Here is an 18,067-nt window from a genome sequence, read left to right on the forward strand (position 1 = left end):
CTATACTGTAGACCTCCTAGTCCTCAACTTAGGCTTCGGAACTTGATACTCTTCAGCAAGCTTGAAGACGTGCTCAACGATAATTCTTTTGATAAACTTATCACCATGCCTAAGTGTGTCTTTATTTGACTTTATATCTAGCAACTCGCGAATTTTTATAAAATTTTTCATATCTTTAACTTCATCATACAACTCTTTATCAGTTATACCATCAATTTTTTTTATCGCAATAACTGATAAAATTTGATTTCTATCTGACATTTTACCTATATATTCCCATGCAACCTTAGCAGCTAATAGATTAGTTGCATCAAATTGATCTTTTTCCTTTACACTAATACTCTCAAAACGTGCAAGATAAAATTGCAAAACTTCAAACTCGTCGCTATCCTGACAACCTTTTAAGACAATATCATTCAAAATTTCGTAACGATAATCATTTGCGCAAGTTATCGCATTTTCTATAGGTGAATTATTTTTTACATATACCTTATACTTTTCATAACTTAAAAATTCATGCGAATAACCACATAATTCTTTATATTTAAAGACAAAATGGTTTAAAAAAAAGAAAAAAATATTGTCTGCAAGCTTTAAGAACTTAGTGACTAATTTTTCATCTAAATCTGTTTCTATAGCTTGCCGAAAAAGCGAAGATAGTTGAAACTTTACTAACTTATATGATTTTTCAGTAATTTTACGATCTGTATCAGGAAATAATTTCGACAAAACTTGATAGTCTTCAAGAAGTACTGAATTTGAACGATAATGATAATCCGCCATTAAATTATGAAATCCCTTAAATTCACAGTTGTCAAACAAACCATCTTTGTGAATTACAAGATAACCTCTCCCCTTTATTTCATCATAAGCTTCATACACCAATTCATAAATACGACCGTATTCGATTTTTCTTCTATCATACTCAACAATTAACAGCCCATTGGAATCAACATATATCTGAAATATACCAAACAAATAATTTAACTTATAATAAATGTCATAGATTTTATTTGTTAGTGGCACAAAAACTACATGCGTGTTTGCATCGACAAATTTTGACTCTCTCAAAAATTTGGAAAAATCTACAAAACTCGTCCCATCTTCTCTATATAGACAAACTTTATTCAATAATGCAGCCAAAGCAAAATTTGGCTCTTTTACATAAAACGAATCAGAAAGCCTAATGCATTCTTCTTTCGTTACCCTATACGTATCAAATCTACTTCTAGATGATTCCACAAAACTACAGTCTGGAGGAGTTGGCTTTCTGTATATAATTTTATTATTTTCGCATTTATATATATATTCATCTATAAAAATTTTTATTGATTCTAAAGCTTCTTCTTTTGTATTAAAATTTTTAGTTATAAAATCTTCAAATCCATAAGCTGACGCGAAAGAACTACACTCGTCATATTTACTAATATAAATAAATATTTCACGATAAACAATATATTTTTTGGTCATCGCTTTTACTGCCTACTTTTTCTAATTTTTTGTATATTCACAGATTAATATTTATCACGTCATTATGATTTTTTCTTATAATTAAACTCAAGAACGTTTGAATTCTCGGGTTGCATCATGCCTTCTAAGGCCATCATCGCTCGACGCCGCCCGACATCCCCACTATGCTGATAACGTAATGCCATACTTGGCGTTTTCCATCCTGCCAGATCCATCATGTCCCTTAGAGGAATTCCCGACTGACCAAGTTTTGTTGCTCCACTGTGCCTTAACGAATGAAACACCAGTCTATCCAGCTTATTTTTCCCCTCGTTCAACCCTAACTCTTCGACAACATCCCGAAACACCGATGGTGCTTGCTTATACTCTTTCCCCTGTGCGGACAGAAACACTCGCCCCTTCCCCCTCGCCTTACCCACACTTAGCAGCATATCTACAAGTGTATCTGAAAGTGGAATCTCCCGGTTAGTTCCGTTTTTTGTGTTGCGAAACATTGCCCTGCCCACTGCAAGATCAATATCTCCCCATTCCAAATTTGCCGCCTCACTGAACCGACAACATGACAGCGCGCAAAACAAAGTCAACCAGTAAGCATGTTGGTCACGCACACGCAAAAGCTCAAGTATGGACTGTAGCTCTTGATTAGTGACAGTTCTTGTCCTGCGGTTGCTATTTGGTTTCAACGTCGCTCCTATCAGCTTCGCCCGGGGCGGCATTTCTGAAACCATGCGACGGGCAAAGGCGTGTTCGAGAACAAGGCGCAAAGTCAGACAAGCATACTGCCGCGTCCGAGGGGATAACCCCCCGTCCACCATTGCTGACAAAAGAAAATCCCACTGGGTAATCCCAATTTCTTGGATTTTGAGATGGCCAAGCAAAGGGTCGATCCAGTTGTTGAACAGCGACACCTCCCTCCCCCACGATTCCGGCTTCTTTTTCTTCTGCGCCGTAGGCAGGTAGTTCTGGTGGAAATACTCGTGAAGGGTGACCACCCGTTCTGCCCTTTGCTTTGCATCGCGCTCCTCAGCTTCTTTCATCTTCTGCTCATGCTCACGCAAACTTTTCAGCGTGCATGGGCCTTTGCCAAGTTTCTGGTTTCGCTTCAGTTTTTCCAAAAGAACAAAACAATCCGAGGGTTTCACATCTTCGCTTGCCCACCCGACGCCTTCAAGCCAAGCTTTCTTGCCCTCTCCATTCTCTTTCTTCCACCAATAGGAGATCGCGTAGTAGCGGTCAGGAACGGCACCATGCTTTCGGGTCTCGTGCTCACGGTATCGAACGCCGCCATGACCATCGGCGTTCGTGATCGCCGTCCAAACTCTTTTTTTTTGCCCCATGACCGCCCCCTAATCCAGTACAAGAATAGTACAAGAATTGCTCGTGACAGAGTAGCATTTCGAGTGACACTGCGTGACGGCAAAATACATTGGTATCATTGAACTAGCAAGCATATTCTTGTACTAAAATCATTTGAAATGACACTACGTGATACGAAAGTTTTCGGATTTAAAATCCCTTGCCCTTCGGGGCGTGCCGGTTCAAGTCCGGCCCTGGGCACCAATGAATTTAAAGGACTTGTAGCTATATGCGACAAGTCCTTTTCTGCGGTACAGCTCCTGAGACATTCCGCCATTCGTTGACTCTGGCCACATCGTGTTATAGCCGTAGGACATGGCAAAGCACGTGGCGCAAGAAGAATCCGAGGCCGCCAAGGTACTTGGTGAACTTGCAACCAGAGTCGAAAGCGACAAGGTTGACGAATTCACTTTGTCACGCCTTGAAAAGCTGGCAGCTTCGTCGAAAGACAGGGACTGGATCAACTACATCTATGTTATGGGTGCGATCAGCGCGATCCGGAACGACGTGGACGCCGTGAGAAAGTATTACACTCAGGCACTCGACGTCGAAGGAAACACCTTTAAGACAAGATTCAACTTCGCCCAATCCCTTGCGCTGGTTGGGAAGTTTGCAGAAGCCTACGTACAAGCCAAAGCCGCGGAAACGATCTCGCCGACATCCGAGCATATCACAGGACTCATGAAAAACATCTCCGCCAAAATGCTCGATGAGATGTGGAAAGATATGAAGGAAGATACCGAGGAAGACCTGACGCGAATGTGCATGATGAATTTTGCAGCAGGCGAAAAATGATCAAACGGGGAGACATCTTCGTCATGCCGTTTCCCTTCACAGACCTCAAGAATGCAAAGGTTCGTCCAGTTCTGGTTCTCAGCTCACTCCCTGGAAATGACTGCATCGTTTGCATGCTCACCACCCAGCCAAGCCGATCTCAATACGCAGTACCCTTGTCCCCCAACGACACCAAGAACGCTGCTGTCCGCCCAGGATTGATCCGTGTAGACAGGATCGTAACCTGTGAGGATCGTATTTTTCTTAAAAAAATTGATGAACTGAAGCCTGATAAGTTGCAAGAGACACTGGATGCAACGAAGACTGTTTTTGACTAGCTCCGAAAGGGGCTTTTCTCTTTTGAGGCACTTGATCAGCGCTCCGCGTTTCCATTTTTTTTAAGAGACAGCTGAGTTATTCACTGGCTTCGAAAAAAAAAGACGAACCCGAAGCGCAAGCGGCTTTTCTACCAGCTACGCACCGCGCCGGTATCGACATGCACAAAGCCGTCCTGCGGGTAGAAGCCCACTCCTCCCTTGCGGGAAGCCTTTGCGGCATCGCGCAGATCGACGAGGGACACATCCGCCAGGCGCAGGTCAAGGGCCTTGCCTTCCATGTGCAGGCTGCGCTTGGCGACGCCGCCGCCCCCTTTCCTGCGCAATTTCGTGTTGGTGGCAGGACACCGGTAGCCGGAGACGATCTCAAAGGGCTCAGTGCTGCCCAGTGTCAGTTTGAGCTTGTACAGAAGATCAAAAAGCTTGGGGTCCATCCGCCCGATCTGTCCTGTGTAGTGGTCGCGCAGGAAACGATTGAGCGTTTTCAAGGCGCCTGGAACATACTGATTTCCGCTGGAGTAGACGATGTGCAGCTTCTCGCCTGTGTGCGTATGCGCAAAGGTCAGGCTGCGCGCCCCGGGCTTGGACGCAAAGGCCGAAGGAGCGATGGACAGGGCGACACCGGCCACGGCCAGATTGGCCATGCTGCAAAGAAAATGACGACGTGATTGTTTCATGTAATATTGATCATTGGCTGGTTTGAACAGACCTGCGCAAGGCCTGATCGAGAAGTTTGTCTTGGCCGTATATGTCCTGGAAAAAATGGACGCGACCATCGTTTTTGACCTGTACCGTGTTGTAGGCCAGCACGACCTGAGGAGGTTCACGCAAACGAAGCGTGGTGGAAACGCCTGAACTCATCGCTTCGCGAATGCGCTCCTCGCCCCAGACCTGATCGTGCTGCAGGACAAATTTCGCCAGCCCTACCGGGTCTTCCACGCGAATGCAACCGTGGCTCAAATCCCGCCGCTGCTTTTCGAAAAGATGCGTGGTCGGCGTATGATGCAGGAAGATGCTGTCTTTGTTGGGAAATATGAATTTGATGTCACCCAGTGCATTTTTAGGCCCAGGCCGCTGACGAATCCGCATCTGCCCTATGCGTACGGCCTCCAAATCATCCATGGATAGCGTCGTGATGATCCGCCCGTCGGCAGCCACGAATTCAAACCCCTGCCGCGTGAAATAACTTGGATCGCGCAAAATCTTGGGCACAACCTCTGACCGTGCGATGGACAGGGGGACATTCCAATAGGGACTGAACTCGATGAACCGCATCCGGCCGTCAAAGAGCGGCGTGCGCGTGTCCAGGGCGCTGCCGATGATGACCCGCATCGATGTCTGAACGTCGATCGTGCCGTTCTGCACCTCGTAGGCCTCAAGGATGTGCTCCGGAATATTCACGGCGATCATGCGCGGTGCATGCAGAAGCGGAGTCCAGCGCAGCCTCTCCATGGACAGCTCGATCTGCCGCACGCGGGCGGAAGGACTAACCGCAAGCTGCGCAAGCGTCTTACGGCCGATGACGCCGTCCGGCTCCAACCCATGACGGACCTGAAAATCCATGATGCCTTTCACAATGTGCCCTTCATAGCGCTCGGTCACGATCGTCTCGCGTGGCAGGTCGCCAAGGGCGATGAGACGCAGCGTGACCAGCGGCATCCCGGCATGGGTATCCCCGATTTCCAGCTTGCCGTTGGGCAGGGGAGGTAGCGGCGACTGCCACAGTTTGCTGAAAACCGGATCAGCCGCCAGTCCGCGATAGTGTGCCAGGACCTGGCGCAAGCGGTCATAAAGCGGCACCTGCGGAGCGGCCTCGGCCACGGCTTCGCGCAAGCGCATGGCCCGCACCGCCCGCCGCAGATGGGCCGCCGGATCAAACCTGTCGGGGGTATTGGGAGTGAAATTTTCCTGAATTTGACGGGGATCGACCTGGCCGAAATGCAGGTCGTTGAAGTAGCGGAGCATGGCGTCCGTCAAATCCTGCTCAAGGCGCATGATGACGCCTGGCGACAGCGCCTCGACTCCCTGGGCTGCCGCCAGCGCCCGGGCAAGGGAGTCCGCGCCGTATTTTCGGGGCGAGAGCCCCTCCTCGGAGGCATCCGCCAGGATGGCGACCGCCTCCAGCGCCTGAGCGACTGGTCGGCCATCCTGGAACCAGAGCGGGCGGTCTTCGGCAAGGGCCACTCTTCCTGGGAAATTCACACATAAAACCAAGCCTATCAGCAGGATGGACACTACACGCCGACTCTTTTTTGCTCCGGCATGAAGACGCGCGTGACAAGAACGGTTGCAACAGCTCAAATCGAATCTCTCCATGGACAGTTGTAAAAAATCAATTCCGAATGACGAGAATCCATCCCGGACCGCGATCAGAAATTCATCGTGGGCTTCGCAGCAACACGAACCAATCCGGAAAACCGGGACCGAACCTTTAAAAAACGTCACCGGAGCGCACGGTATTGCCAAGAAAAACATTCCGGCCAAGAGCTCGCAAACGAAAACGCCGCTCAAGTTCCATTGTGCACAGGAACATGAGCGGCGTTATAGTGTTCTGCGTTCAGTAGTTCAAGATGAAAGAAGCGAAGATCCTAGTTTACCGAAGCCTTGAACTCGTCGCGCCTGTTCTTGGCCCAGGCCTCTTCGTTGGAGCCGGGCACGGCAGGATATTCTTCGCCGTAACTGATGATCGTCAACCGGCCGGACTCGATCCCCATGAGGACCAGATATTCATAGGCAGCCCTGGCCCGACGTTCGCCAAGAGCCATGTTGTACTCGTTGGTGCCGCGCTCGTCGCAGTGCCCTTCGATAAGCAAGGCCAGGGACGGATGCGCCTTCAACAACTCGGCCTTCTCCGCCAGAATCTGGCGGGACAGATCCGTCAGTTCGCTTCTGTCGAAGGCGAAATGGATCCGGTCGGCACCGATCTTGTCGATGGCCTGACGCCTGAGCTCCGCCAGACGCTGCGCTTCGAGCTGCTCGGCACTCAAACCACCCATGTCCGTGCTCGAACCGGCGGCCGAGGTACCTGCGGGAGTGGAGCTCACTTTCTTGGAACAACCGCCGGCCATGACGAGGCTGAAGGCCAGAACGATCAGCACGATCACGCTAGATTTTCTCATGAAATCCCCCTGTGGTGAAGATGTTGAAGATTATTCGCATCCATTTTTTCATGGATTCCTAACGTATTTTCAAGACAAAGTGTAGCGTAATTCCTTCAAGTGGTTCGCTGATTCCTGAAATTCACACACAAGCCCGTACATCAGCGTGGAAAATCCGGACCACCGGCGTACGAGAATGCGAAAATCCGTCAATTCGGCGACAACCCGTTGACCTTTGTCTCTCGAAGGTTAAAAAGAATTTCCAAATGTTTCGACATGATCGCTTGATAAAATCCATTTCGGGCATACTTTCAAACCATTTTTGGGCGCCTTCGTGAAGCATCCGCAATCCGGTCATACACGGCTTCCGGCCTTGCAATGTTTACCAGCTGTGCTAATTTTAGACCATGAAATCGACCTGATAGGTACGTCAACCATCTGCCAGGAGGTAGAGAAATGAGCATGTTTTCCAAAATCCTCTGTCCCGTGGATTTTTCCGAATCCAGTGCGGCCATCGCCAAGACGGCCCGGGAATTCGCCATCAAATTCGATGCCGATGTCCTTGTGGTGTATGTCGCGCCGTCGATGATCCAGTATGAGATCTTCGACCTGCCTGCCGCCTCGCTGCCGCAGCTTGTCGGAGACATCGTCACCGGGGCGGAAAAAACCATGACTGAATTCGTGGACAAGCATTTCTCCGATGTCCGGGCAACGGGCAAAGTGGTCAGCGGAGACGCAGCCGAAGCCATCGTCAATCTGGCCCAGGCGGAAAAAGCGGACATCATCATCATGTCCACGCATGGCCGTCAGGGCCTGAACCGCCTTCTTTTCGGCTCCGTGGCCGAAAAAGTCGTCAAGACATCGGCCGTGCCCGTCATGACCATCCGCCCGCAATAAACCGTCTTCCCGCGGCCCGGTCCGGGCCGCGGGATCTGCCATGATAGCCAGATTTCATTCCTTGAGGTGCCGATGCGGAACGGCATGTTCCGTCGTCGCCTACGCCCTGACCATGATCTGCGTGGCATGGATCGTGTTGCGCGGCGCGGAGAGCATGGGCTATAATTGGCAGTGGTACCGGGTTCCGCGCTTCATCCTGCTCCCGGACGGCAGCCCCGGCCCCTTGCTGCAAGGCGCGGGCATCACCCTGCTTGTCTCGGGGCTTGGCCTTGTCGGCGCGGCCATCCTCGCGCTGGGCACCGCCCTGCTCAGGCTGTCGAACTCCGTGGTCGGCCAGGCCATGGCCCGGGGATATCTGGAACTGATCCGCAACACACCGCTCCTGGTCCAGATCTTCTTCATCTATTTCGTCCTGGCTCCGGCCGTGGATCTTGGCAGGATGTCCTCGGCGGTGCTTGCGCTGTCCCTGTTCGAAGGCGCCTACGCCTCGGAAATCATCCGGGCAGGCATTCTGGCCATCCCACGCGGGCAATGGGAAGGAGCGCTCAGCCTGGGCATGAAAAAGCCGAGCATCTACATACAGGTCATCCTGCCCCAGGCCCTGCGCAACGTCCTTCCGCCCCTGACCAGCCAGGGAGTCTCCCTGATCAAGGACTCGGCCCTGGTCTCGACCATCGCCATCTACGACCTGACCATGCACGGCCAGGCCATCATCGCGGAGACATTCCTGAGCTTCGAAATCTGGACCGTGGTGGCGGCCATCTATCTTGTCTTCACGGTCACGCTGTCGTCGCTGGCCAGACTGCTGGAGCAACACTCATCATCACCACATTTGGAGGATTCATGCACAAAATAACCGCGATTTTAATCCTGTGTCTCAGTCTTTGCGCCAGCCTCATGCCCGTGGAAAGCTCGGCCACTGAAAAAGGCGTGCTCGATCAGGTCATGGAGAGAGGCGTGCTGCGCGTGGGTTTCGACACGTTCGTGCCCTGGGCCATGAAGGACAAGAACGGAGAATACATCGGCTTCGAGATCGATGTGGCAAGGCGCGTGGCTGCGGACATGGGCGTGGAGATCGAGTTCGTGCCCACCAAATGGTCGGGCATCATTCCGGCCCTTTTGACCGGCAAATTCGATGTCATCATCGGCGGCATGGGCATCCAGCCGGCCCGCAATCTCAAGGTCAACTTCAGCAGCCCGTACGAATTCTCCGGCATGTCCCTGGTCGCGAGTATCGAAGCGGCGCCGAACCTGTCCTCCCTGGACGATTTCAACAAACCCGAGATCATCCTGTCCGCGAAAACCGGCGCCACCTCCGTGGCTGCGGCCAAGAAACACATGCCGAAGGCCACGGTGCGGATGTTCGACGACGAGGCCCAGGCCCTGCAGGAAGTCCTGAACGGCAGGGCGCACGCCATGGTCGCATCGGCCCCCTTTCCTGAGCAGCAGGCCATCCGCAACAAGGACAAGCTCTATCTGCCGTTGCAGGGTGAAACATTCACCAAGGAGCCCATCGGCTTCGCGATACGCAAGGGTGATCACGACTTCCTGAACTTCCTGAACAACTGGGTGCTTGTGGCCGGAGCCGAGGGCTGGCTGGCCGAGAGATATGCATACTGGTTCAAGACCATGGATTGGGAAGCCCAGATCAAGTGAGCCCCGCAACGCGCCAGCCCCCGGGGATCGGACTCCGGACAGGACGTGGCCCAAGGCCGCCCCTGACGAAACTCGACGCCGTCCTGCTCATTTTCCTGGCAGCCTGCGCGGGGTACGTTGTCTGGCGCGTCAGCGCCCAGAACGGAAAACCATGGGAGTGGGGAGTGCTCGGCCAATATCTGGTGCGAGCGGACGGACGCCCGGGTCTGCTGCTGCAGGGCCTCTTCACCACCATCCGCCTGACCTGCTGGTCCGCGCTCATCGCCCTGTTCCTGGGCGTCTGGGCCGGGCTGGCGCGCACCAGTCCCAGTCTTTACCTGCGACTTGTGGGCAGCACCTATGTCGAGCTGTGCCGCAACCTGCCACCCCTGGTGCTCATTTTTCTGTGTTATTTTTTCCTGGCCGATCAGATCGCCCCGGCCATCGGCCTGCAGGACGCGCTGCGCACGGCTCCGGACGGAGTCAAGGCCGTGGCCGGAGTGTTGATCGGCCGCCTGGATCAGGTTGACGCCTTTGTCACGGCGGCCTTCACCCTTGGACTCTACGAAGGGGCATATGTCGCTGAAATCGTGCGCGGAGGGATTCGGTCTGTGGACGCCGGGCAATGGGAGGCAGGGCGCGCGCAGGGGTTCCCGCGCCTTGGGCTCATGGTCTACATCATCATGCCCCAGGCCGTGCGCAACATGATCCCCCCGCTGGCCGGCCAGATCATCTCCACGATCAAGGATTCGGCCATCGTCTCGGTCATCTCCATCCAGGAACTGACCTTCCAGGGCATGCAGCTCATGGCCACGACCTATCTGACCATGGAAGTCTGGACCTGCGTGGCGCTGCTGTACTTCGTACTGACCTTCTCCTGCTCCATGGGCGCGGCCCGCCTGGAACATCTACTGCGCCGCAGGTACACAGTCTAGGCGGCAGTCCGGAACTCGCTCCGGATGTGTAACTCCCGAACAAGTCCCATCAGACTGGCTTCATTGGTCCACGGACGGATCGAACTCAACGCCCGGCGGCCGTTCAGGACGTGTTCTGGCAAGGCGCGAGCCGATTTTGGAAGGCGATGTGTAGCCCACTACATGAGCCTTGCAAAATCGGGGAGCAACGCAGTCCAGAACGCGTCCTGAACGGTCGCCTAGAATTCGCAGCTAATGCCGGCGTAGTAGCCACGCCCGTATTCGCTGCGCGGAAGTTTCCCCCCACCACCAAGTTCGGACACTCCCGTATGCCCATCGGAGGCGAACACGTTGAATATGTCCAGCAGCAGACTGATCGTGAGCAACTCCTCCTTGACCACATCAAGCGCCAGCGAAACGTCCGTCACCAAGCCTCCGGATATGATCCCCTCCTTGAAGGCATCGTGATACAGCCCCTCCTCATCAAGCCACTTGGAGCTTGGAGTCGTGGATTTCTTCTCCACGGTACCAAAGGGGGTTTCAGCAGCGGTGCGCTGGTCATTCATCAGGCCGCTGGTTGAATCGCGCCAGCGAGAGACGCAATTGATCCTGAACCTGTCATCGTAAAAGCTGCCCAGCCAGGACAGCGTGACAACAGCGGGGGAATTGTAGTCGTTGGGAGGCAGTTGGCTGCGATCAATGAGCTCGCCTTCAAAGTAGACCCTGTCGTAATCGTAGTCGCCATCCTTGTACTCGTCGATCTCGCTGTCAAAGGCGCCGTTGAAGGTCTGGGACCAGGACTTGGTCACGCCAAGGGAGAGCGCATGAGTTCCGAAGCGTGCGGTCTCAAAGGATCGCATCAAGGACAGGGTAATGCCGTCGTAAGTGCTCTTGCCGTCGTTGGTCAGTTCATAAACGCCCTTTTCCCTGGCCTTGCTGATAATCTGCTCCCGGTGATCCCGGTGCACGAACTCCAGGCCATACTCAAATCCCGCCACGTCCCCGAGAATCCCTCCCATGAGCTCGTCGGAATACGGAGTCTCCAGGCCCTTGGCCTGGTAGCTGTTGTCGGTGCCTACCTTGATGGGAGGCAAAATGTCAGGATCTGTATTGTACTTGATCATCCTTGTCAGGGACGGCCGATGCCGGTCAAATGCGTAGGCGCGCAGCTGCCCGCCATAGTACCTGTTGACCCCGGCCACCAGCCGCAACGCGCCATCCCCCATGGTGTCCAGCTCCATCTTGAGGCGTGTGGCGACATCGGTATTGAAGGAAAAATCGTCATGATCGATGCGCAATCCGGGCGTGAGCGTAAATCGCCCCCACTGGACCTCGGCCTGGCCGTACCAACCCAGCGTGTTCAGGGTTTTGGTCTGATCGCTCTCGGGATAGGTCGTGAAGACGCGGTTCCATTTTCCGCTGGAGGGTATCGTCACGATTTCCAGACGGGCCTCCTCGTTCCATATGTTCGTGGTCACGTTGCTCAGATCCAGACCCGAAGAAAGCCGCCACACCAGAACGCCGGTCTCGAACTCCGCAAGGTCGAAATCAATACCGGCATCAATGCTGCGGTTGGTGACCTCGGCGTCCCCAAGTCCACCCCGGAAATATTTCTCCTCGTCGGGCACCCCGGTCCCGGAATACGTCTCACGCAGATTGTTTTTGGAATCCCTGCTGTACCCGTTTCGCGAGTAGGCCGCCTTGCCCGTCAACTCGCCCCATGACCCACCGACAGTCGCAGAGCCGGCCAATCTGTACGCCTTGTTCTGGGTTTTCCAGTCACTTTCGTCGTACACCACCTTCCATCGCTCTTCCACATATGGCGCGTATGTCGCGTCCAGGGTCAGCTTCAGATCCGCCCCGGGGATGATCAACAATTTCGCGAAAAAATTCTCACTGCTTCGCTTTTGGTCATCGTCGTAAGTGGAGTCGTCGGGCTTATCCCTCTTCAAGGGAATGACCGAACGCCTTTGCGACGCCGCTACCAAAAGGGCGGTATTTTCCGAAAGAGGCCCGTCCGCGCTGGCGCTCAAGGCGTAGGATCGGAAACGGGGCTGATTGGCGGACGACGTCGACTCTTCGTCCGCACCTCTCAAATCAAACCACTCACTGCGGGTATGGCCGCCCGAAAAAACGGCATGCCAACGATCCAGGCGCGGATCAACCAATTCGGCATCCACGACGCCACCCACGAAGTGCCCGTACTTGGCCGGCACGTTGCTGGAGTAAACAGTTACCGTGTCCACGAGCCTGCTGTCATAGAAAATTGTCTGATCCGCACCATTGACGTGCAAATCACTGGGGCCGACGGCATCCCCATCCGCATCCAGGCCGTTAGGATTGAGCGTATTGCTGACGCTCAATCCGTCGATGAGAAAATTGTTTTCGTAGGGCTTGGCCCCTGCGATGGAGATACGAGGCGGACGGATCTCTCCGCCCGTGAGGCTTGAGGTCTCTTCGTTAGAAAACTGAACGTTGGAAAAGCCCTTGATGGCCTCGGTGATGGAGCCCGTACGGGAAGGAAGGGATTGCAATTCGTCTCCCCCGATCGTCGTCTTGCCGGGCAAATGTCTCTCTCCAAGCACTTTCACCGGATCGAAGCGATAAATCAGATCGTCCTGATCAATCAGGAGGTCTGGCCACTGGGTGGCCGATTCGTTGAAAATATCCGTTGTGGCATTGCCCGGGTCGGTTTCGTTGCTTCCTGGATGTGAGTTGTCCCCCCCTTCACCTGACATGGAGCCTTGGGGCACCGGCAAAAAAGCTCCGTCCGTGGAGTTTTCCGCCCAGCCGCGCCCATACATCAGTAAGAACAACAGAAAAAAAAGAGAGATAGAGCCTCTCCTTTTTTTTCCCTGCTTTTTTTGAAGTATGATGGTTGCTCTTTTTTCCGACAAATGCCACGCACCTGGTGAACAGTAAGTACTCAGCGCCAACTTCCACTTGTGAAGTATGTATTACAAAACATCAAGCACTCCATGCGAACTCTGATTTTCATACTCACATTGTTGCTCCTTCCGCAACAAGCCCTTGCCGTCCAGGACATTCCCCTTGATGTCAGCAAGTTGGACATTTCCCTGGAGCGCAACAGCCACAACAGCGTCATCGCCACCGCCCAGGATTCCCAGGGCTACATCTGGCTGGCCTCCATCCGGGGACTGCACGTGTATGACGGACGGTCGATCCGTCCCGTGCTTGGTGATGTATTACAGGGAAAGAACGTCCGAGACCTGCGCATAGACGACAATGACATCCTGTGGGTGGGCACCAATTCAGGCGTGCTTGCCTACTCCCTGGCGACAAAGACCCCCCGCTGGTACACGACAAGCGAGACTCCAGCCGGACTCTCCACCGCGACCGTCTTCATCCTCCACGAAGATCAGAAGGGCTTCCTCTGGGCAGGAACCGGCAATGGGGGACTGCATCGTTACGAACCGTCCTTCGACAAATTCGAAAGCGTCGAGATTATTCCTCCGAACCCGGAAAAGTCCTGGACGGTTTTCGATATCGCCGAAAATGCCCAGCGGGACATGTGGCTGGGCACAGGGCAGGGCGTGCTTCGGTTGACAGGCACCAGGGGACCGGCCACGGCCATCCCCCTGCCTTCGGGCGCACCCTACTCCGCCAAAAAACTCACCTTCGACGGCGCGGGCAACCTCTGGGTCGGCGTTGCGGGCAAAGGTTTGTGGATCCTGCCGGCACACGCACCGAAGCAGGAACTCGTTGCGGTGAACGAAATCACCGAAGAGCGCATTCTCGATCTCTACACCGACAGCAACGGCGATGTATGGATTTCCACCGCGCGGGGCCTGTTCCGCTACGCTTTCCGACAGGGCAGAATTTTTCACCACCCCTTTCACATACTCGATTCGCGCGGCAAGGTGCCGCTCTACATCGCGAGCATCCATGAAACAAAAACCGGGACGCTTTGGATCGGGACATACAATCATGGGGTGCTGCACCGGCCAGCCTATCCCGGCGCCAAATTGCTCGAACTCAGGATCAGGGGGCAACGCGAACCGTTGATCAACACCAATGCCATCTGCACGGTGAGCCCTGTGGACTCCCGCATCTATGTCGCGCTCAAGGACGGCGGACTGTATCGCTCCTTGCCGCTGGATTCCGACCAACTCTCCTTGTCGACCAGCCTTGAAATCGAACCATTTCTCGATACGCCACGAATCCGATCCCTGGTCTGGGGCTCCGACAATTCCCTGTTCTGCGGCACCCAGAACGCCCTCCTGCGCATCACCCCCGACGGCAAAACGGAACAAACGCAGCTCGTTTTCGATGACACCGATCCTGCGCTGCCGAACAGCTACATCCGCCACATCGTACCCATGAACGACGGGAGAATATGGGTCTCCAACACTGCCGAGCTGTACTCCTGGAAACCCGGCGAGCCAGGCGTGCGCAAAGAGATGTCCTTTTCCCCGCAGCCGGGAGGTTCGTTTCTCATGAAATCCGGCGCCGAACTCTGGGTCGGGCATTTGAGCTCGATCCACAGGATCGATACCCGCTCCGGGCATACCATCCAGTATTCCCTGCCGGAACCAGCAAAAGAGGGAGAGGCTCAAAGCGTCAAATGCATGCTCAAAACCGGCCCCGAGGAACTGCTCATCGGGACGACGAGACAGTTGCTCCGCTACGACCTGAAATCAGGGCTGGCCACACCCGTGCACACGATTGAAAATGCGCCCATTCCAAGCGTTCTGTCGCTCTGGGACGACAACGGGCACGGCATCTGGATGCATACCCAATCAAAAATCCATCACCTCCCGGCCGGATCAAACCAGGCGCTGGAGATGGCCATCGGCGCGGGGCATCCCGCGTCCAGTATCACCGCTGCTCCCGTTGTCCTGGACCAAATGCTCGTCTACGGACATTCCGACGGATTGCTGCTCATTGATCCGCAAAAACTCATCTCCAGGCCCCCCACGCGCCCCAAAATATCCGATGTGCGCATTTTCGAGCGCAAGGTGCCTCCCACCCCTTTGGGTCGGATGCCCAAGGCTCTTGAACTTGATCATCTTCAGAACTTTCTGACCTTTTCCTTCGCCATTCCTGAAGTCAGTCCCCTCAGCACACCCAGGTTTGTCTACAAACTCGAAGGCGTGGATTCCGCCTGGACCGACGCAGGAAGGCAGTCGTCGGTCAGCTACGCGCATCTGCAACCGGGGCGCTACGTGTTCAAGCTCAAAGACGGGTTCAACGGTTCCGTCACCGAGTCCATAAGCGTCACCATCTCTCCGCCCTGGTGGATGACTCCGTGGGCCAAGACCGGCTACGCGCTGCTTCTTGTGGCCACATTCCTGGTCTCTTCGCTCCTTTTTGCCCGCTTGCAAACCACGCGCATCCGCAAGGAAATGCTCGAAAACCTGGTCATGCAGGACCCGCTGACGGGCGTGCCCAACAGACGCAAATTCCAGGAAGTGCTCGTAGCCGAGAAAAGCCGGTGCAAACGCAGCAACCACCAGATCTCGGTGCTCATGATCGACATTGATTATTTCAAGGGATTCAACGATCGCTTCGGTCATCAGGCTGGCGACTTGGCCTTGCGCAGCGTCGCTCAAACCTTGAACGTCACGCTCAAGCGGCCGGAGGATTTCGTGGCCAGATATGGCGGGGAAGAATTCGTGGTGGTATTGCCCAGCACCAATCGCAGTGGGGCGGAGCGGGTGGCTCAAAAAATTCAGCAGGCCCTATTCCTGGCCAACATTCCCTATCCGGGCTCACCGCTTTCGGACAGAATCACGGTAAGTCTGGGCATTTCGACATTCAGCCCGCAAACCGACCTGCACATCGATTCGGGACTCTTCTCGGCGGATCAGGCCCTCTATCAGGCCAAACGTAACGGGCGGAACTGCTTCTTCTACAAGGATCACTGTCTGGCCTTAACTCCCGTGCGGCAATGACAGGAAGCGGTCCATCCCGCAAATCCCGCACTCGCTGCAACCGGACTCGGGGCATGGAGGAGTGATCATTCCGTGCTTGTATTTGGTCCACTCCGAATACAGAAATTTCCTTGAAACCCCTATGTCCAGACGCTCCCAGGGAAACACGCTGTCCCGGTCAAGCGGACGGGCAAGCACCTGCCGCACCATCTCGTCGAATTCCTTCACGGCCTCGCCAAGTCCTGTTTCGGCCGCCCGTTCCAGACAGGGAAAAATTTCTTCCCCGCCCCTGGCCAGAAACATCTGCACTCGCGCCTGACCGGGGTTCTCTCCCGCGAAACGCATGCCCTTGAAGCGTCCGACAGCGCCCTTGAAGCGCTTCATGGCCTTCTTGAACCAGTCCTCTTCCGGGATGGTCGCCCATTGCAGGGGAGTCCAGGCCTTGGGCACAAGGCAGCTGACCGACAGGGAGACAAGCTCGACCCCCTTCTTGCGGTTGCCCTGCCCCATCTTCCTGGCCTCATCGATGCGGCCCAGAAAGGACTCGAATTCGGCCCAGTCCTCTTCACTCTCATCCGGCCAGCCCGTGATCATGTACAGTTTCAAGGTGTTGAACTGCAATCGACTGATGCGCGTCACGGCGTCCAGAAAGGCCTCTTCCGAAAAATGCTTATTCATGGCCTGGCGCAGGCGGCGACTCGCCCCCTCCAGGGCCAGGGTCACGGAACGGGTGCCGGTATGGCGAAGAAATTCGAGCAACTCGTCGGTCAAGCCGTCGGCGCGAAGCGACGACAGCGAAAATTTGATCTTGCGCTCCTGCAGCCAGCGCAAAAATGGCAACAGGTCCGGCCAGTCAGTCAGCGCCGTGCCTACCAGACCCACTTTTTGCGGAGCGCAACGCGTCACGATGTCTTGCAGCGTCTCCAGCTCGGCGTGGCGGGGCGGCTTGTAGATACTGCCTGCCGCGCAAAAGCGGCACCCGTAAGGGCAACCCCGGTTGACTTCCAAAAGCAGCATGTCCCGAAACTGGGCCTCGGAACTGACAAAGCAGGAATAGGCCGGGTCGTGCAGATTTCCGGACGCGGACGCATCCACGACCCTGCGCACGGGTTCGGTGCTTTTGCCGGGAATCAGCATTCCGGGCAGCCCCGCGATATCCTCCAGAACGGCGGCCTTGTCCCCGCCGCTGTTCCAGGCGTTGGCTATCTTGTCGATGACGGCGGAAAGCCCCGCCTCGGCCTCGCCGACAAAAATTCCGTCCAACGCCGGCAAGATCGGAAACGGGTTGAGAAACGCCAGGGGCCCGCCAGCCAGGATCATGGGCCAGGACTGGCGCGCATCGGCTCTGACCGGGATGTCCGCATCCTGCAGGAGGCGTATGGCCGTAGGGAAATCACCTTCAAAATTGAGGCTGAACAGAACAAGGGGGAAGAGGCCCAGGTCGCGTCCGGAGTCAACGGACCTGGGCCTCGGAGAAGTGGAATCCCAGAAGAAACGCTCAACGGCCAGCTCCTCGCGACTTGCGAGCAGCCGGTAGACAACCTGCCAACCCAGGGTGGAGAGTCCGTGCCGCGCTGCCTCCGGAAATACCAGGGCAACAGGCAGCCGGCCTCCCCAATCCTTCAGTCGTGGGGCGGTTCGGCCTAGATAGAGCTCGGACACAGTTCCCTCCACGGACGGGGTGACAAGTCGGG

14 protein-coding genes are annotated in these 18,067 nt (G+C 54.8%); 7 read left to right on the forward strand and 7 right to left on the reverse strand.

What is annotated here, in order from left to right:
* Together BMZ40_RS10090 and BMZ40_RS10095 are read right to left on the reverse strand one after the other, a co-directional pair.
* Complete coding sequence (locus BMZ40_RS10090; RefSeq protein ID WP_143075592.1) at positions 1 to 1,470, reverse strand: hypothetical protein; 1,470 nt, start codon at positions 1,468 to 1,470, stop codon at positions 1 to 3.
* A gap of 62 nt (positions 1,471 to 1,532) precedes the next feature.
* Entirely contained in the window at positions 1,533 to 2,807 is a 1,275-nt protein-coding gene (locus BMZ40_RS10095) for a tyrosine-type recombinase/integrase (RefSeq protein ID WP_092374914.1), read from the reverse strand.
* A gap of 334 nt (positions 2,808 to 3,141) precedes the next feature.
* Between BMZ40_RS10095 and BMZ40_RS10100 the strand changes: the two genes are divergently transcribed.
* Both BMZ40_RS10100 and BMZ40_RS10105 read left to right on the forward strand, forming a co-directional pair.
* Positions 3,142 to 3,621 carry a hypothetical protein gene (locus BMZ40_RS10100; RefSeq protein ID WP_143075593.1) on the forward strand — a complete coding sequence of 160 codons (480 nt, stop codon included), beginning with the start codon at positions 3,142 to 3,144 and terminating at the stop codon, positions 3,619 to 3,621.
* Positions 3,618 to 3,938, forward strand: a complete 321-nt coding sequence (locus BMZ40_RS10105; RefSeq protein ID WP_092374918.1) for a type II toxin-antitoxin system PemK/MazF family toxin — start codon at positions 3,618 to 3,620, stop codon at positions 3,936 to 3,938. The genes BMZ40_RS10100 and BMZ40_RS10105 overlap by 4 nt, the downstream gene beginning before the upstream one ends.
* Before the next feature lie 128 nt (positions 3,939 to 4,066).
* Here the strand turns inward: BMZ40_RS10105 and mepK are convergent, their stop codons facing one another.
* From mepK to pal, 3 genes are all read right to left on the reverse strand, one after another.
* Positions 4,067 to 4,612: a peptidoglycan L,D-endopeptidase MepK gene (mepK, locus tag BMZ40_RS10110; RefSeq protein ID WP_092374920.1), complete on the reverse strand. Its 546-nt coding sequence runs from the start codon at positions 4,610 to 4,612 to the stop codon at positions 4,067 to 4,069.
* Between the two features lie 10 nt (positions 4,613 to 4,622).
* Positions 4,623 to 6,119, reverse strand: coding sequence for a L,D-transpeptidase family protein (locus BMZ40_RS10115; RefSeq protein WP_245751078.1), 1,497 nt, complete (start codon positions 6,117 to 6,119; stop codon positions 4,623 to 4,625).
* Positions 6,120 to 6,523: 404 nt separating this feature from the next.
* Entirely contained in the window at positions 6,524 to 7,054 is a 531-nt protein-coding gene (gene pal / locus BMZ40_RS10120) for a peptidoglycan-associated lipoprotein Pal (RefSeq protein ID WP_092374922.1), read from the reverse strand.
* Positions 7,055 to 7,495: 441 nt separating this feature from the next.
* Here pal and BMZ40_RS10125 point away from each other — a divergent pair, with 441 nt between their 5' ends.
* Genes BMZ40_RS10125 through BMZ40_RS10140 form a run of 4 tightly spaced genes read left to right on the forward strand, consistent with a single transcriptional unit; the run spans position 7,496 to position 10,500 of the window.
* A complete protein-coding gene (locus BMZ40_RS10125; protein ID WP_342707891.1) occupies positions 7,496 to 7,930 on the forward strand; it encodes a universal stress protein in 435 nt (144 codons plus the stop codon).
* A 40-nt stretch (positions 7,931 to 7,970) separates the two neighbouring features.
* On the forward strand, positions 7,971 to 8,786 hold the full coding sequence (locus BMZ40_RS10130; protein WP_092374926.1) for an amino acid ABC transporter permease: 816 nt from the start codon (positions 7,971 to 7,973) through the stop codon (positions 8,784 to 8,786).
* Positions 8,774 to 9,586, forward strand: coding sequence for a transporter substrate-binding domain-containing protein (locus BMZ40_RS10135; RefSeq protein WP_092374928.1), 813 nt, complete (start codon positions 8,774 to 8,776; stop codon positions 9,584 to 9,586). Before BMZ40_RS10130 ends, BMZ40_RS10135 begins: the two co-directional genes overlap by 13 nt.
* On the forward strand, positions 9,583 to 10,500 hold the full coding sequence (locus BMZ40_RS10140) for an amino acid ABC transporter permease (protein WP_245751079.1): 918 nt from the start codon (positions 9,583 to 9,585) through the stop codon (positions 10,498 to 10,500). Before BMZ40_RS10135 ends, BMZ40_RS10140 begins: the two co-directional genes overlap by 4 nt.
* A 218-nt stretch (positions 10,501 to 10,718) precedes the next feature.
* Here the strand turns inward: BMZ40_RS10140 and BMZ40_RS10145 are convergent, their stop codons facing one another.
* Complete coding sequence (locus tag BMZ40_RS10145) at positions 10,719 to 13,217, reverse strand: TonB-dependent receptor (protein WP_177193105.1); 2,499 nt, start codon at positions 13,215 to 13,217, stop codon at positions 10,719 to 10,721.
* Between the two features lie 240 nt (positions 13,218 to 13,457).
* Here BMZ40_RS10145 and BMZ40_RS10150 point away from each other — a divergent pair, with 240 nt between their 5' ends.
* Positions 13,458 to 16,394: a ligand-binding sensor domain-containing diguanylate cyclase gene (locus BMZ40_RS10150; protein WP_092374932.1), complete on the forward strand. Its 2,937-nt coding sequence runs from the start codon at positions 13,458 to 13,460 to the stop codon at positions 16,392 to 16,394.
* Here BMZ40_RS10150 and BMZ40_RS10155 read toward each other — a convergent pair.
* Complete coding sequence (locus BMZ40_RS10155) at positions 16,374 to 18,035, reverse strand: radical SAM protein (protein ID WP_245751080.1); 1,662 nt, start codon at positions 18,033 to 18,035, stop codon at positions 16,374 to 16,376. The two genes, BMZ40_RS10150 and BMZ40_RS10155, sit on opposite strands and share 21 nt — an antisense overlap.
* Positions 18,036 to 18,067: the final 32 nt, after the last annotated feature.

The sequence above is a fragment of the Desulfomicrobium apsheronum genome, assembly GCF_900114115.1.
Lineage (GTDB): Bacteria > Desulfobacterota > Desulfovibrionia > Desulfovibrionales > Desulfomicrobiaceae > Desulfomicrobium > Desulfomicrobium apsheronum.

What these genes read in the sequence shown, in the direction of transcription:
- BMZ40_RS10090 (WP_143075592.1), bottom strand. Translation starts at nt 1,470, where the DNA reads ATGACCAAAAAATATATTGTTTATCGTGAAATATTTATTTATATTAGT.
- BMZ40_RS10095 (WP_092374914.1), bottom strand. Translation starts at nt 2,807, where the DNA reads ATGGGGCAAAAAAAAAGAGTTTGGACGGCGATCACGAACGCCGATGGT.
- BMZ40_RS10100 (WP_143075593.1), top strand. Translation starts at nt 3,142, where the DNA reads ATGGCAAAGCACGTGGCGCAAGAAGAATCCGAGGCCGCCAAGGTACTT.
- BMZ40_RS10105 (WP_092374918.1), top strand. Translation starts at nt 3,618, where the DNA reads ATGATCAAACGGGGAGACATCTTCGTCATGCCGTTTCCCTTCACAGAC.
- mepK (WP_092374920.1), bottom strand. Translation starts at nt 4,612, where the DNA reads ATGAAACAATCACGTCGTCATTTTCTTTGCAGCATGGCCAATCTGGCC.
- pal (WP_092374922.1), bottom strand. Translation starts at nt 7,054, where the DNA reads ATGAGAAAATCTAGCGTGATCGTGCTGATCGTTCTGGCCTTCAGCCTC.
- BMZ40_RS10125 (WP_342707891.1), top strand. Translation starts at nt 7,496, where the DNA reads ATGTTTTCCAAAATCCTCTGTCCCGTGGATTTTTCCGAATCCAGTGCG.
- BMZ40_RS10130 (WP_092374926.1), top strand. Translation starts at nt 7,971, where the DNA reads ATGATAGCCAGATTTCATTCCTTGAGGTGCCGATGCGGAACGGCATGT.
- BMZ40_RS10135 (WP_092374928.1), top strand. Translation starts at nt 8,774, where the DNA reads ATGCACAAAATAACCGCGATTTTAATCCTGTGTCTCAGTCTTTGCGCC.
- BMZ40_RS10145 (WP_177193105.1), bottom strand. Translation starts at nt 13,217, where the DNA reads ATGTCAGGTGAAGGGGGGGACAACTCACATCCAGGAAGCAACGAAACC.
- BMZ40_RS10150 (WP_092374932.1), top strand. Translation starts at nt 13,458, where the DNA reads ATGCGAACTCTGATTTTCATACTCACATTGTTGCTCCTTCCGCAACAA.